This is a genomic window from Streptomyces sp. PH9007 (assembly GCF_059813725.1).
In genome coordinates this window covers 6000736-6013319 of the sequence record NZ_CM187440.1, presented here as the reverse complement: position 1 = coordinate 6013319, position 12584 = coordinate 6000736, and the positions used below count along the sequence as shown (strand labels likewise).

General features: G+C 73.5%; 13 protein-coding genes. 6 read left to right on the top strand and 7 right to left on the bottom strand.

The genetic code is table 11. The annotated features are described in order from the left end of the window. Positions 1-54: 54 nt before the first annotated feature. The gene (locus tag ACTFAP_RS27395; protein WP_436977647.1) at positions 55-663 is read right to left on the bottom strand and encodes a helix-turn-helix domain-containing protein; all 609 of its coding nucleotides are present in this window, start codon (positions 661-663) and stop codon (positions 55-57) included. 93 nt (positions 664-756) lie between these two features. Between ACTFAP_RS27395 and ACTFAP_RS27390 the strand changes: the two genes are divergently transcribed. Beyond that, positions 757-1761, top strand: a complete 1005-nt coding sequence (locus ACTFAP_RS27390) for an NAD(P)/FAD-dependent oxidoreductase (protein ID WP_500467698.1) — start codon at positions 757-759, stop codon at positions 1759-1761. Between the two features lie 88 nt (positions 1762-1849). Here ACTFAP_RS27390 and ACTFAP_RS27385 read toward each other — a convergent pair whose 3' ends face one another. Further along, the gene (locus tag ACTFAP_RS27385) at positions 1850-2392 is read right to left on the bottom strand and encodes a nuclear transport factor 2 family protein (RefSeq protein ID WP_500467697.1); all 543 of its coding nucleotides are present in this window, start codon (positions 2390-2392) and stop codon (positions 1850-1852) included. Between the two features lie 151 nt (positions 2393-2543). Continuing rightward, positions 2544-3230: a TetR/AcrR family transcriptional regulator gene (locus tag ACTFAP_RS27380; protein ID WP_500467696.1), complete on the bottom strand. Its 687-nt coding sequence runs from the start codon at positions 3228-3230 to the stop codon at positions 2544-2546. Positions 3231-3335: 105 nt separating this feature from the next. On the opposite strand from ACTFAP_RS27380, the gene ACTFAP_RS27375 reads away from it, so the two are divergent. Further along, positions 3336-4307 (top strand): NAD(P)-dependent alcohol dehydrogenase, encoded by a 972-nt coding sequence (locus tag ACTFAP_RS27375; RefSeq protein WP_500467695.1) that lies wholly within the window; start codon positions 3336-3338, stop codon positions 4305-4307. Positions 4308-4352: 45 nt separating this feature from the next. On the opposite strand, the gene ACTFAP_RS27370 is transcribed toward ACTFAP_RS27375, so the two are convergent. Genes ACTFAP_RS27370 through ACTFAP_RS27360 form a run of 3 tightly spaced genes read right to left on the bottom strand, consistent with a single transcriptional unit; the run spans position 4353 to position 7413 of the window. Then, positions 4353-5603, bottom strand: a complete 1251-nt coding sequence (locus ACTFAP_RS27370; protein WP_500467694.1) for an ATP-grasp domain-containing protein — start codon at positions 5601-5603, stop codon at positions 4353-4355. After that, positions 5600-6661 carry a pyridoxal-phosphate dependent enzyme gene (locus ACTFAP_RS27365; protein WP_500467693.1) on the bottom strand — a complete coding sequence of 354 codons (1062 nt, stop codon included), beginning with the start codon at positions 6659-6661 and terminating at the stop codon, positions 5600-5602. The genes ACTFAP_RS27370 and ACTFAP_RS27365 overlap by 4 nt, the downstream gene beginning before the upstream one ends. A 5-nt stretch (positions 6662-6666) precedes the next feature. Further along, on the bottom strand, positions 6667-7413 hold the full coding sequence (locus ACTFAP_RS27360) for a class I SAM-dependent methyltransferase (RefSeq protein ID WP_500467692.1): 747 nt from the start codon (positions 7411-7413) through the stop codon (positions 6667-6669). A gap of 435 nt (positions 7414-7848) precedes the next feature. Here ACTFAP_RS27360 and ACTFAP_RS27355 point away from each other — a divergent pair, with 435 nt between their 5' ends. The 3 genes from ACTFAP_RS27355 to ACTFAP_RS27345 all read left to right on the top strand — a co-directional run bounded on the left by ACTFAP_RS27355 (position 7849) and on the right by ACTFAP_RS27345 (position 10671). Further along, positions 7849-8376, top strand: coding sequence for a hypothetical protein (locus tag ACTFAP_RS27355; protein ID WP_500467691.1), 528 nt, complete (start codon positions 7849-7851; stop codon positions 8374-8376). 152 nt (positions 8377-8528) lie between these two features. After that, positions 8529-9173, top strand: a complete 645-nt coding sequence (locus tag ACTFAP_RS27350; RefSeq protein WP_495682789.1) for a sigma-70 family RNA polymerase sigma factor — start codon at positions 8529-8531, stop codon at positions 9171-9173. Positions 9174-9438: 265 nt separating this feature from the next. Next, positions 9439-10671, top strand: coding sequence for an MFS transporter (locus ACTFAP_RS27345; protein WP_500467690.1), 1233 nt, complete (start codon positions 9439-9441; stop codon positions 10669-10671). A 10-nt stretch (positions 10672-10681) separates the two neighbouring features. On the opposite strand, the gene ACTFAP_RS27340 is transcribed toward ACTFAP_RS27345, so the two are convergent. Continuing rightward, positions 10682-11440, bottom strand: coding sequence for a class I SAM-dependent DNA methyltransferase (locus ACTFAP_RS27340; protein ID WP_500467689.1), 759 nt, complete (start codon positions 11438-11440; stop codon positions 10682-10684). A gap of 351 nt (positions 11441-11791) precedes the next feature. On the opposite strand from ACTFAP_RS27340, the gene ACTFAP_RS27335 reads away from it, so the two are divergent. Then, entirely contained in the window at positions 11792-12568 is a 777-nt protein-coding gene (locus tag ACTFAP_RS27335; protein WP_500467688.1) for an NAD(P)-dependent oxidoreductase, read from the top strand. Positions 12569-12584 lie beyond the last annotated feature (16 nt).

The window sequence follows — 12584 nt, the reverse complement described above, 5'->3', positions numbered from 1 at the left end:
TGGCCCGGAACGCAAGGTGTCAGCCTCGGCGGGCCCTCGGCGGTGACCCGGGAGTCACGCGCGGGGCCGCGGGCCGGCGCCCTCGCCCCCGTCCGCCTGATGCCCGCCGCCCTGATGACCGCGGCGGGCGTCCCGGTCGAAGATGCCCAGGATCTCGGAGGGTTTCCCCTCGGTGCCGATCGCGTGCGGCATCATCGTCGGAAACTCCGCCGCCTGATGGGTCTCGACGCGGAAGCGCCGGTGACCGAGCATGAGAATCGCCGTGCCGGACAGCACGACGAGCCACTCACGGCCGGGGTGGGCGCGCATCCGGGCGGGATTGTCGGGGGGCGGTTCGGTCAGCCGCTGGCGTACGACACTCATGTCGGGCACGCCCCTGATGGGCCAGCGCATGAGACCGTGGGTGCCATCGATCATCGGGCTGATGACGACATCGTCGGCCGCGTTCTCGACGAGCTGGTCGAGCGTGGTGTCCAGCGCGCGGGCCAGCGTGACCAGCTGATCCAGGGCGAGACGGCGCCGGCCGTTCTCGATGCGGCTCAACGACGACTGGCTGATGTTCGCGCGGGTGGCCAGCTCCTCCAGTGACCAGCCCTGCGCGACCCGCAGGGCGCGGATCCGCTTGCGTACGAGGCCGTCCAAGTCGCCATCTTCTTGCGTCATGGGCAACATGTTATGCGGAGACAGCAAACTGTGCGTAGCGTCGGGTGCGGTGGCCCGGAACGCCCGGCCCACCCCACAGAAGGGTGACGAGCCATGCCTCTCGCGACCGACGCCTTTGTGAGCGACGCGCTGCCCGCCGAGTCCGTCGATGTCGTGGTGATCGGCGGCGGAGCGGCGGGGCTGAACGGCGCGCTCATGCTCGCCCGGTCCCGCCGAACGGTCGTCGTGATCGACAGCGGCACCCCCCGCAACGCCCCCGCCGAGGCGATGCACGGCTTCCTCGTCCTCGACGGCATGGCGCCGGGGGACATCCTGGAACGGGGCCGGGAGCAGGTGCGCCACTACGGCGGTCTGGTCGTCCGCGGCGAGGTGGCCTCGGCCGCGCCCGCCGCCCCGTCGAGCACCGGCGATCCGCGCTTCACCGTCACCCTGGCCGACGGCCGGCGGGTGACGGCACGCCGCCTGCTGGTGGCCACCGGTCTGCGGGACGAGCTGCCCGAGGTGCCCGGCCTCGCCCGGCACTGGGGACACGACGTGGTGCACTGCCCCTACTGCCACGGCTGGGAGGTGCGCGACCGGCCCATCGGTGTCCTCGCCACCGGTCCTGCCTCGGTCCACCACGCGCTGCTGTTCCGTCAGCTGACCGCAGACCTGACCTACTTCACCCGCGGTCTGCCGCTGGAGGAGGACACGCGTGCGCGCTTCGCCGCCCGCCGCATCCGTGTCGTCGACGCCCCGGTGCGGGAGGTCGTCACCGGCGACGACGGCGGCATCGCGGGGGTGCGCACGGCGGACGGAACGTTCGTGGCCCGCGAGATCCTCGCCGTCGCGAGCCGGACGTGGGCCAGGACGGAGGGACTTGACGGGCTGGGGCTGCCGCTGGAGGACCTGCCGGGCGGTACGGGCCGCCGCTTCGCCTCCGGCACAGCCGGCGCCACCGACGTGCCGGGGGTGTGGGTAGCCGGCAACGCCACCGACCTCACCGCCCAGGTCGGTGCCGCCGCGGCGGCCGGCGCCCTCGCCGGCGCGCACATCAACGCCCTGCTGGCCACGGCGGACACGGACGCGGCACTCGCCACCGCGCGCCGGGCCGCCTGACGGCCGGACCGCGTGCGCGGTCACCCGTCGGGGGTGGGCCCGCCGGGGCGGCCCGCAGGACCGGCTGATGCCCTGGCGGTGGCGGTCCTCAGTTCTGCCCGCGCGCGGTCGGGCCCGGTTCCGGGACCCGGTCGATGAGTTCCCCGACGGCGACCATGTCCAGGTACGCGTACGCCCGCACCACCGCGTTCCCGCGCAGGGTCAGCACCCAGCAGTACTCGTTGCGGTACGGCAGCCCGTCGAGGGCCGTCGCGTTTCCTTCGAAGCGGGCGATGACCGTGTCGCCGTCGGCCCACAGGTTCTGGGGCGTCATGTGCAGGTACGTCGCCAGTCGCGTCAGGATGGGCGCCGACCCCTCGTCCAGGAACTCCCGCTTGCCACGGTAGGTCCGTCCGTTCACCACCGTCCACAGAACGCTCTCGTCCAGGATCTCGTAGAAGCTGCCGCCGTTGTTCTGTCGCGCGAACGCCCTGAGCACCAGCGCCTTGTTCACGCGTTCACGGCCCGACGTGCGGGAGCCGTCCGGTGCTTCGTCGGGGCGCGGGCTCGCCGCGGCCGGTGGGCCGGTGAGCAACAGGCCACCTGTGACCGCCGCGAGGGAAACGAATCCGCGCCGACTCTTCCGTTCCATGTGCTCGCTCCTCCGTGTGGTCCACCGCTCGTGCCGTGCTGTGCACCACCTTCCGGCGGCGGCGGGCGAGCAGCCAGGACACGTTCTCCCTGGACGGGGCGCACCCGGGTTCCCGACGTCCGGGAGCGGCGCGCGGCGCCCGGCCACCGGATCACGAGGGCGCGGTCCGCCGTTCCCCGGGGCGGGCGGCGGTGATCGGGAGGTCGCGCAGGGACAGCGAAGCCGGCCGGGGCAGCTGGGCGTGGGCCGACTCGGCGCGGAAGGACTGGAGCAGATACGCCACCAGGCGCCGGGACGCCGAACGGTCGTGCGGCAGGGCCGTCACCAGAGCGCAGTGGGACATCAGGGCCAGGACGAGGTCGGACGGGTGGAAGTCGGCCCGGAGCGCGCCCGCCGCCTGGGCCCTGCGGATCAGTGCGACGACGTCCCGCTCGGCCTGTTCGCGGGCCCGCAGGTGTGCCCCGGCGCTGTCCGGGAAGGCCGCAAGGAACGCGGCCGGGAACCCCTTCTCCTCCCGCTGAAGCGCGCAGACCGTCTCCACCAGCCGCTGGAAACCGCGCCACGGGTCGGGGTCGGCCATCGCCTCGGTGAGTGCCCCGGCGCAGGTCTCCATCTGCCGCGCGAACGCGGCGCGCACCAGGGCGTCACGGGTCGGGAAGCGCCGGTACAGCGTCGCCACCCCGACCCCGGCCCGTCGGGCGACGGTTGCCATCGGCGCGTCGATCCCGTGCTCCGCGAAGACCGCGCGGGCCGCGGCGAGGACACGCTCGCGGTTGCGCCGCGCGTCGGCCCGCAGCGCGCCCGGACCCGGGCCCGTCATCCGAGAGGAATCCCCCATCGCTGTCTCTCACCTCCGGGGTAAACGGACGATGTCGTCCGTTTGTGAGCCTACCGTCGGTGCCGATCCCCGGACGGCCGCTGACTGGCGAAGGTGAGAGCGACGATGAACGACCGCACGATGAAAGCAGTGCTGTTCGACCGCTTCGGCGGTCCCGAGGTGTTGTACGTGGGCCGGGTGCCACGCCCCGAGGCGGCACCCGGCGAGGTGCTGGTGCGGGTGCACGCGTTCAGCGTCAACGGTGCGGATCCGGCGACCCGTTCGGGAACGTACCGGCTCCTCACCGGCAGGAGGTTCCCGCAGCGCGTCGGGCTCGATTTCACCGGTGAGGTCGCCGCACTCGGCACCGGCGCGACGGGGGTCGCGGTCGGCGACCGGGTGTGGGGCATCGTGGGCCGGGCCTCCGGGTTCGGCAGCGCCGCCGAGTACGTGGCGGTGCCGGCCGACCGGGTCGGCCGGGTGCCGGAGGGACTGGACCTGGTCGCCGCCGCCGCGCTGCCGATCGCCACCACCGCCGTCACCGCGCTGCGCGACAAGGCCGCGCTGCGTCCTGGCGAACGGCTGCTCGTGCGCGGGGCTGCGGGCGGCGTCGGCAGCACCGCCGTCCAGCTCGGCACGGCGTACGGGGCCGAGGTCACGGGCCTGGCCCGCGCCGCCAACCTGGACTTCGTCCGCACGCTCGGGGCCCGGCACGCCCTGCACCACCGGAGCGTCGCACCGGTGGACCTGGGCTCCTACGACGTGGTCCTCGACACGGCGGGCACCGAACTGCGGGCCTTCCGGCGCCTGCTGAAGCCCGGGGGGCGCATGGTGACGATCACCCCCGATCCGAAGCGCCTGCTCGCCTCGGTCGGCTACATCGCCGCCAGTACCGTCCACGGGCGCCGCCGGGTGCGTGCCTTCAGCGGCAACCCCCGGCGCGAGGATTTCGACACCGTGGCCCGCCTGGTGGCCGAGGGGAAACTCAGCCCGGCCGTGGACACCGTCTTCCCGCTGGAGGAGACGGCGGCGGCTCACCGCGCGCTGGAGGCGGGGGGCGTGCGGGGGAAGTACGTGGTCCGGGTCGTCGAGGGCTGATCCCGGCCGCCGGGCGCGGCCGGGTCCACGGCCACGAGTCCGGCGTTACGGTTCGACGATCGGGTGCACGCTTCCGGCCGCGCTGTGGGCCCGGTGGAGGGCCAGCTCGGCGGTGGCGCCCTCGGTCAGCAGGATCCCGGTACAGGCGCGCTGGTCGTTCAGGTGCTCCACGCGATCCCCCGGCGCCATGGTCGGGTACCAGCGCGGGGCGCCGGGGAAGGTGTCGAGGCCGTCGAGCCCGGCCCAGCCGGCGAGCGTTCCGGCGCGCGGGGCGTAGACGAGGACGAACCCGGAGGCGGGGCCGGAGCCAGGGGCGGAGCCAGGGGCGGAGCCGGGGGCGGAGCCGGGGGCGGTGTCCAGCAGCCGCGGGCGGCGGCCGAGGGCGGTGTCGATCTCCGCCTCCTGGACGTTGGTGCCCAGCCGGCGGCTCAGGGCCTCGCCGACCAGCGCGCCGCCGATGCGGCGGTTGATCTCGACGAGTTCGGGCCCGTCGCCGGTGAGGACGAACTCCACGTGCGCGAAGCCGCGGTCGTGGCCCACGGCGGCCAGCAGTCCGCCCACCCAGGTCTCGATCCGCGCGTGGCCGCCGGCGGGGAGGGCGACGGGAAAGGCGGCGGCCTCCTCACGGACGGCGGGTTCGGGCGACATCTGCCGGCTGCACACCCCCAGCAGTCGGGTGTGCCCGTCCCAGCTGAGCGTTTCGGCGCTGTAGACCGGACCCGCCAGCAGCGTCTCGGCCAGCAGGCCCCCCTTGAGCGGGGTGCGGGACGCCGCGGTGAGGGCGGCGTGGAGCGCCGGTGCGTCGCGTACCGGCCATACACCCCGCGAGGAGGTGCCGGCGGTGTCCTTGAGCACGGCCGGCAGTCCGACCTCCCGCAGGACCTCCGGCGCGGCGGACGGATCGGCAGCGACCCGTACGGCCCGCACCCGGCTCAGGCCCCGTTCGCTCAGGACCGTACGCACCCGGTGCTTGTCACGGACCAGGCGGACGGCGGCCGGGTCGGGGCCGGGCAGTCCGAGCGCGGCGGCGATGTCGGCCCCGGGGACACCGAAGGTGTCGGTCGCGTTGATCAGCCCCCCGAGGTCGGGGACGCCGCGCAGGACGGCGGTGCAGGCGGCGGTGTCGAGCGTGTCGATGTCCACGATGTCCAGCGCGTCCGCCGGCAGCCGGGCGAGTTCGTGCCGGTAGACGGTGCGGTCCCGGGTGAGCAGAAACAGCCGGTGTCCTGCGTTCCCGGCGGCCCGGACCAGTCCGCCGAGGCCGAAGGTGAGCAGTTCGAGTGCGGCGATGGTCATGACGGGTTCTCCTCGTCGTGGCGTCGGCGCCGCCACTCCATGACCGACCAGGGCGGTACGAGGTCGGCCAGATCGGTGATCTGGTGGGGTTTGAGGGTGCGGGCCTCCGGGATCTCCCGGTGGCGGGCGAAGGCCCGCTCGGTGTAGCGGTGGCCGGTGTCGGGGCCGATGACCAGGTAGGTCTGCTCGGGGTGGCGCCCGGCCTCCCAGGTGGCGGTGAGGTAGGCGGCGCCGGTGGACAGGCCGGCGAAGACCGCGTGGTCGCGCAGCAGGGCGACGGCGCCGGCGGTGGCGTGCCGGAAGTCGATCCAGTGCAGCGTGTCGTACAGCTCGTGCCGTACGTTGCCGAACGGGATGGCGCTGCCGATCCCGGCGATGATCGCCTCCGGGTCCTGGAAGCGGTCGCTGCCGAAGGTGACGCTGCCGAAGGGCTGGAGGCCGACCAGCCGTACGGAGACGCCGCGCCGGCGCAGCGGCAGGACGAGTCCGGCGGTGGAGGCCCCGGTGCCCACCGCGCCCACGACGGTCAGTTCGGGGCCGGGCAGCGCGGAGCTGACCAGATCCGCGAACTCGCGGTAGCCGGCGTAGTGGATGGCGTCGTGGTACTGGCGCATCCAGTGCATGTCCGGGTGGCCGATGAGGAGTTCGCGTACCCGGCGCACCCGGCGTTCCTGGTCCAGGCGCAGGTCCTGGGAGGGCGGCATCTGGTCGACGGTGACGCCCAGGATCTCCAACTGGGTGCGCAGGGTGGCGTCGACGGTCGTGGAGGCGACGATGTGGCAGCGCAGCCCGTAGCGGTGGCAGGCCATGGCCAGGGCCAGCGCGTAGATGCCGCTGGAGCTGTCGATCAGGGTCTGTCCGGGGGTGATCGTGCCGCGTTCCAGCAGGGTGCGGACGGCGCCCAGCGCCGCGTACACCTTGAGGGTCTCGAAGCGGGCCAGCACGGTGTGCGGGGCGAGCCGGATCAGGTCGGGGGCCTTGACGGCGTCGGTGACGTGCTCGTGAACGGGGGCGGGGGCGGGGGCCGCTTCCGGCTGCGGGCGCGGGTGCGGGCGCATGACGGTCACCGGTCCGTGGGCCGGACGCCGCGCACGATGAGCCGTTGGGCGCGCTGGTCGTACGGGGTGGCGTCGAAGCCGCCGAAGCACTCGACGTCCGTGAAGCCGGCCGCCTCGAACATGGCCGACAGTTCGGCCGCGCTGTAGAGCCAGCAACTGATCGACGCCTCCCGGGCCGTGCCTGCCCGGACCAGGGTCCAGTCGGTGCGCAGCCGCCGCCAGTCGTCGAGGATCGTGTCGCGCTGGATCACGTACCCGTCGTCGAGTGGGACGAGTTGGGGCCGGCCGATCCATCCGGCGAGCACTTCCTTGCCCATGACGTCGATCAGCAGCCGTCCGCCGGGCAGCAGCGAGTCGAAGGCGTTGCGCAGCACGCGGGTGTTGTCCTCGTGCCGCTCGAAATAGCCGAAGGAGGTGAAGAGATTGAGCACCGCGTCGTAGGTGCCGGGCTCGCGGTGGGTCAGCATGTCGCCCTGGATCAGCCGGGCCCGTACGCCGGCGCCGGCGGCGGCCTCCCTCGCCCGTTCCAGCATGAGCGCGCTCAAATCGACGCCGGTCACCGAATATCCCCGGGCGGCGAGCGGGACGAGGAATATCCCGGGCCCGCAGCACAGGTCGAGCAGACGCTCGTGTTCCCCGAACCGGAGAAGGGGTGAGGTGGCCACCAGGCGGGCCATCTCGTCCCGTCTTCGCTCCGAGAACATGGTGCTGGAGAAATCCGACCAGAACGCCTCGTCCTCGTACCATTGCATGTCGTCGCTACCTCTCCGGAGAGCGGTACGGGATGGGATGGATGGCCGCTCGGCACCGTGCGGGGAGAGGGGGCGCCCACCCCCGGATTCCATGAGAATGCGACCCGATAAGCATCTGCATGGTGCCCATGGCTTCGTTCGGCAAAACGCTCAGAAATCAGCTCCATCAATTGGCCCGGGCGGGGAACCAGATGGGCTCCGCAGCCGACTCATCAGCGGGAAACCGTTGTCCTTTTCTTTTCCGGAGCCCTGAGGTTCCGTCAGTTCCGCAGGGGATCCGCGGTGTGCCACCGTCTGCCTGCGGTCTTTCGTGAATGACGCCGGCCGCGCGGAAATTCGTCCGTTCGCGGGCCTCCCTCAATCCCCGTACCGATGCGAGGATGAGCCGCCATGGGCAGAGCCGGGAGCCGACCGAGCAGGGTGTTGAGGGCCGCGATGTTCGCGGCCCTGTGCGTGCTGCTCGCCGCGGCCGGCCACGTCCACGCCTCGGGGCAGCCGTTGCCGTGGTGGGCGCTCGCCCTCGCGCTGCCCGCGACCGGCGGCGCGACCTGGTTCCTCACCGGACGCGAACGCGGTGTCCCGGTGGTGCTGTCGGCCACGGTGGCCGCACAACTGGCGCTGCACCAGGCGTTCTCCCTGACCACGGCGGCGGGCGGCGCCCACGGCACGGCGCACGCCGGGCACCAGGACCCCGCGTCTGCCGGGCCCGGCATGGCCCTCGCGCACCTCGCCGCCGCACTGGCGTCCGGCCTGTGGCTGGCGCACGGGGAACGCGCCGTCTTCCGCCTCACCCGGGCCGCGGGCGCGTGGCTGCTGGCCCCGCTGCGCCTGCTGCGCCGCGCGCCGTTCGCCGCCCGGCGGCGCTGTCCGGCGGGAGTCCCCCGGGCCCGTCGGTGGCGGCGCCGCGCCGCCCCGCGCATCGTGACCACACGGGGGCCGCCGGCCGGTTCCGCTGTCCTCTGACAGCCGGTTCCCGCCGCCGAACTCCCACTCCGGCAGCGGCACTCGGCCCGCCACCCCACGGGCCGGACCTCCCACGGGCGCGGTCCCCCCGCGCGTCCTTCGTACGTCCTTCGTGCGTCCGCGTCCGGTGACACGAAGGACTTGGTGTACCGATGACACCTGCCACGGCTGTGACCTTCCGACGCCCCCGGCTGCCCGCCCGGCACCGGCCCGCCGCCGTCGACGACGCCGTCACCCGGCTCGCCCTGGCCGCCCGCTCGGGCGACCCGGTCGCGGTGGACGCCTTCGTCCGGGCTCTCTACCGGGACATGCGGCGCTTCGTGGCCCATCTCTCGGGCGACCCGCGGCTGGCCGACGACCTCGTCCAGGAAACGTTTCTGCGGGCGCTGCGCAGCCTGCACCGGTTCGAGGGCCGCTCCTCCGCCCGCACCTGGATGCTGTCCATCGCCCGCCACACGGTGGCGGACAGTCTGCGGAGCGCCTCGGCCCGCCCCCGGCTCTCCGACTGGGAGGACTGGCAGACCGTGATCGAGCGCACCCAGCCGCGCGGCCTGCCGGGCTTCGAGGACGGCATCGCGCTGACCCAGTTGCTGGCGGCCCTCCCCTACGAGCGCCGCCACGCCTTCGTGCTGACCCAACTGTTCGGCGTGCCCTACGAGGAGGCGGCCCGCATCCTGGGCTGCCCGATCGGCACGGTGCGTTCCCGGGTGGCGCGGGCCAGGGCCTGCCTGCTCGCCGTGCTCATCGAGGCCGAACGGCAGGCCCGCCGGAGAACGGATGCGCCGGACGACCGCTGAGGGCGGACCGTTGCCACGGGAACGCCGGGCTCCCGTCCGGCGCCCCCGTGCGGCGGTGCCCGCGCACCGTGCCCACCCCGCCGTCCCACGCCCCGCCCGGTTCCGGGAACTTCCCGGCGGCCGGGGCCGACCCGTAGTGCGGGGCCGGCCACGCGCGGACAGGCCCCGGGCAGGGGCTCAGCCGTCTCACGAGGATGTGTCGGAGGTCAGCCATGGGCGGGTGCGCGGCGGCCGGTGACGGCACCGGGGCACAAGGGCGGGCCGTTTGACGGGCGGGCGGCCGTCGGCCGGGGACGGCACCGCGCGGCGCCCGCGCCGTACCGGCCGGGGGTGGCAGGTCTTCACGGGAGCGCAACTCGCCCTGCTGGCGGGCGGTTTCCTCGTCAATCTCGGCACCTTCGCCGTCTACCCGTACCTGGCGGTGCTGCTGCGCGACCGGCTGGACGCCGGAATGGCGCAGGTCGGGATGGTGCTCGGGGCCGCCACCCTGGTGCAGTTCGCGAGCGCGCCGTTCACCGCCGCCTTCGCCGAGCGCGCCGGGCTGAAACGGTCCCTGCTGCTCGCCACCTCCCTCTATCTCCTGGGCGCGGTGACGTATCTGTACGGGGCCGGCAGCCCGGCGCTGACGGTGCTCGCCCTCTTCCTCAGCTGCGGCGCGGGCGCGCTCTACTCCCCCGCGTTCCGCGGCTACCTCGTCCACGCGGCACCGCCCGCGCGACGGCCTCGGCTGGTGTCCGCCGGCAATGCCGCCGGTCATCTCGGCATCGCCGTGGGGCCGGTGGCCGGGGCGTTGTTCCTGCACGAGCCGGGCCGGCTGTTCACCGCGAACACGGTGCTCTACGCCGTGCTGGCGATCGGTCACCTGTTCCTGCGGCCCGAGCCCGCGGGACCGGCCGGGGCCGGGCCCGGCGTCGAGCCGTTCCGCCGGGTGCTGCACGGGCTGGCGGCGCTCCCCTTCGCGGCGACCGTGCTCACGCACTACCTGTACATGCAGTTCTACCAGTACCTTTCGGTGTACGCGGAGGGCCGGCTGGCCACCGCGGGCTACGGCCTGATCATGATGGGGTACGCGCTCGGCCTGGTGGTGCTGCAACCGCTGCTCGCCGGCTGGATCGGAGCCATCCGGCACCCCACCGCGATGGTCATCGGCTTCGGCTGCATGGCGCTGGGCATGACGGCGTTCGCCACCGGAGGGCCGGTGGGGGTCGCCGCCGGCGCCCTGGCGATGAGCGCCGGCACCGCGGTGCTCTTCCTCAAGAACGACCTGGAGGCGCTGGCCCGTTCGCGGCGGTCGGCGACGGTCACCTTCGGCCAGCAGCGGCTGGCCGTGGGCGTGGGTGCGCTGCTGAGCGGTGTGCTCGGCGGCCGGTTGTACGGCGTGTTCGAACGGGCCGAGTTGCTGCCCGGGTTCTGGCTGGCGGTCGCCGTCCAGTGCGTGCTGCTTCCGGCGCTGCTCCTGGTCGCGGTCCGGGGGCCGCGCCGGCCCGGCCGGCGGTGAGCGGGGCCGCTCAGGACACGGACGTCGCCGGCTTCTCGTACACGGTGACGTAGGTGCCCTCGGCGGTGAACGGTTCCCGTCGCCAGCCGCCCCACCGGTGGCGGCGTTCGAGCCCGGCCAGGCGTGCCATCAGGTCGAGTTCGCTGGGCCAGGCGTAGCGCATGGAGGCCGGGGCCAGCCGGATCCCGTTGTTGGTGATGAGTACATGGTGGCCGTCGAAGCGCTGTTCGACCGGGTCGTGGCGGACGGCGACGAGCCGTACCCGGTCCAGGCCCACCTGGTGCACCTCCAGGTTCTGATCGTGCCGGTAGCGGGCGACGTCCGGCATGGGGCATTCGAGAACGAAGCGGCCGCCGGGGACGAGGCGCCGGGCGGCGTTGGTGAAGCAGCGCACCTGTTCCTCCTGCGTCAGCAGGAAGAACAGGGTGGAGAACACGACGAACACCATGGCGAACCGGTCGTCGCCCTCCGGGTCGACGTCCGCCATGTCGCCGATGGTGACCGGGATCCGCTCGCCGCCCGGCTTGGCCCGCATCCGCTCCACCATGGCCACCGAGGCGTCGATGCCCCGCAGATCCACCCCCCGCGCGGCCAGCGGGATCGTCACCCGGCCGGTGCCCACCGCCAGCTCCAGCACCGGTCCCGGCGGCCCTTCCTCGATCAGCTCGGCCAGCCGGTCCACCGCGTCGGTGGGGTCGAGTGCGGCGTGCCACTCGTCATAGACGTCGGCGTTCAGCTCGCCGTAGGTCTCCGGTCCCTGGTGCTCCATGAGGCGTCCTCCCCGAAGGTCGGTCGATCGGCGATCCAGCACCTTTCAGGTCGGCCGGCCGGTCGGGAAAGTTCCCGGCCGCCGGGACCGTGGCCGGGACGTGGCCGTGCCGCTCCGCATCACTGATGGGGCGTCAGTTGTCACACGGAGGAGCCTTCCCCCATCGCATCCCGCTCCGAAGCGCCACGGCGTGAGGCTGCGAACACCGCTCCGACCTGCACGTTTACCGGGGGTGGAGAGTGCCGCCCAGGGTGTCGTCAAAAAGGTCTGCGTTACTGGTTACTAGATTGTCAACAATATTGTAGGCTCAGCCGCCATCACGCTCCTGGCAACCGAGGAGACCCCATGACGGTGTGTGCGGTAATCGGGCTCGGCGAGGCCGGCCGGCTCTATGCGGGCGGTCTGCGCGACGCCGGCTTCACGGTGCGCGGGTACGACCCGTTCACCAGGATCGACGAGCCGGGAATCACCCAGTACGACGTGCTGGGTGAGGCCCTGGACGGGGCCACGCTGGTGCTCAGCCTGGTCGGGGCCCGGGCCGCGGCGGAGGTACTGGAGCAGGCGGCACCCCGGCTGCGGCCCGGGACGGTCTACGCCGATCTCAACACCGCCTCCCCCGGCCTCAAGCGCTCGCTGGAGGAGCGTGTCGTCGCCGGTGGCTCGCTGTTCGCGGATGTCGCGGTGCTGGCGCCGGTCCCCCGGGCCGGGCTGCGCACCCCGCTGCTGGTCAGCGGCACCGGAGCGCCGCACGTGGCGCGTGCGCTGGAACCCGCCGGGGTGCCGGTGGAGACCATCGACGCGCCGGCCGGTGCCGCCGCGGCGCGCAAGCTGCTGCGCAGCGTCTTCATGAAGGGCCTCGCCGGGGTCGTCCTGGAAACGCTCAACGCCGCCGAGACGGACGGCAGTACGGCGTGGATCACCGCGCAGATGGCCGCCGAGTTCGGCGACGGCGGCGAGGCCCTCATCAGCCGGCTGGCCGAGGGCAGCCGCGCGCACGCCGGGCGCCGGGTCCATGAGATGAGCGACGCCATCGACCATCTCGACGCGCTCGGGCAGCCGTCCTGGGTCGCCCGGGCCTCCCGACAGTGGCTTCAGCGGCTGGCGGACGAGCCGCGCACCGCCTCCTGACGCCACCTCACCATCC

Excerpts from the sequence above, each read along its gene's own strand:
- ACTFAP_RS27395 (WP_436977647.1), bottom strand. The coding sequence starts at position 663 with ATGACGCAAGAAGATGGCGACTTGGACGGCCTCGTACGCAAGCGGATC.
- ACTFAP_RS27340 (WP_500467689.1), bottom strand. The coding sequence starts at position 11,440 with ATGGAGCACCAGGGACCGGAGACCTACGGCGAGCTGAACGCCGACGTC.
- ACTFAP_RS27365 (WP_500467693.1), bottom strand. The coding sequence starts at position 6,661 with ATGCGCCCGCACCCGCGCCCGCAGCCGGAAGCGGCCCCCGCCCCCGCC.
- ACTFAP_RS27350 (WP_495682789.1), top strand. The coding sequence starts at position 8,529 with ATGACACCTGCCACGGCTGTGACCTTCCGACGCCCCCGGCTGCCCGCC.
- ACTFAP_RS27370 (WP_500467694.1), bottom strand. The coding sequence starts at position 5,603 with ATGACCATCGCCGCACTCGAACTGCTCACCTTCGGCCTCGGCGGACTG.
- ACTFAP_RS27390 (WP_500467698.1), top strand. The coding sequence starts at position 757 with ATGCCTCTCGCGACCGACGCCTTTGTGAGCGACGCGCTGCCCGCCGAG.
- ACTFAP_RS27360 (WP_500467692.1), bottom strand. The coding sequence starts at position 7,413 with ATGCAATGGTACGAGGACGAGGCGTTCTGGTCGGATTTCTCCAGCACC.
- ACTFAP_RS27380 (WP_500467696.1), bottom strand. The coding sequence starts at position 3,230 with ATGGGGGATTCCTCTCGGATGACGGGCCCGGGTCCGGGCGCGCTGCGG.
- ACTFAP_RS27375 (WP_500467695.1), top strand. The coding sequence starts at position 3,336 with ATGAACGACCGCACGATGAAAGCAGTGCTGTTCGACCGCTTCGGCGGT.
- ACTFAP_RS27385 (WP_500467697.1), bottom strand. The coding sequence starts at position 2,392 with ATGGAACGGAAGAGTCGGCGCGGATTCGTTTCCCTCGCGGCGGTCACA.
- ACTFAP_RS27355 (WP_500467691.1), top strand. The coding sequence starts at position 7,849 with ATGTTCGCGGCCCTGTGCGTGCTGCTCGCCGCGGCCGGCCACGTCCAC.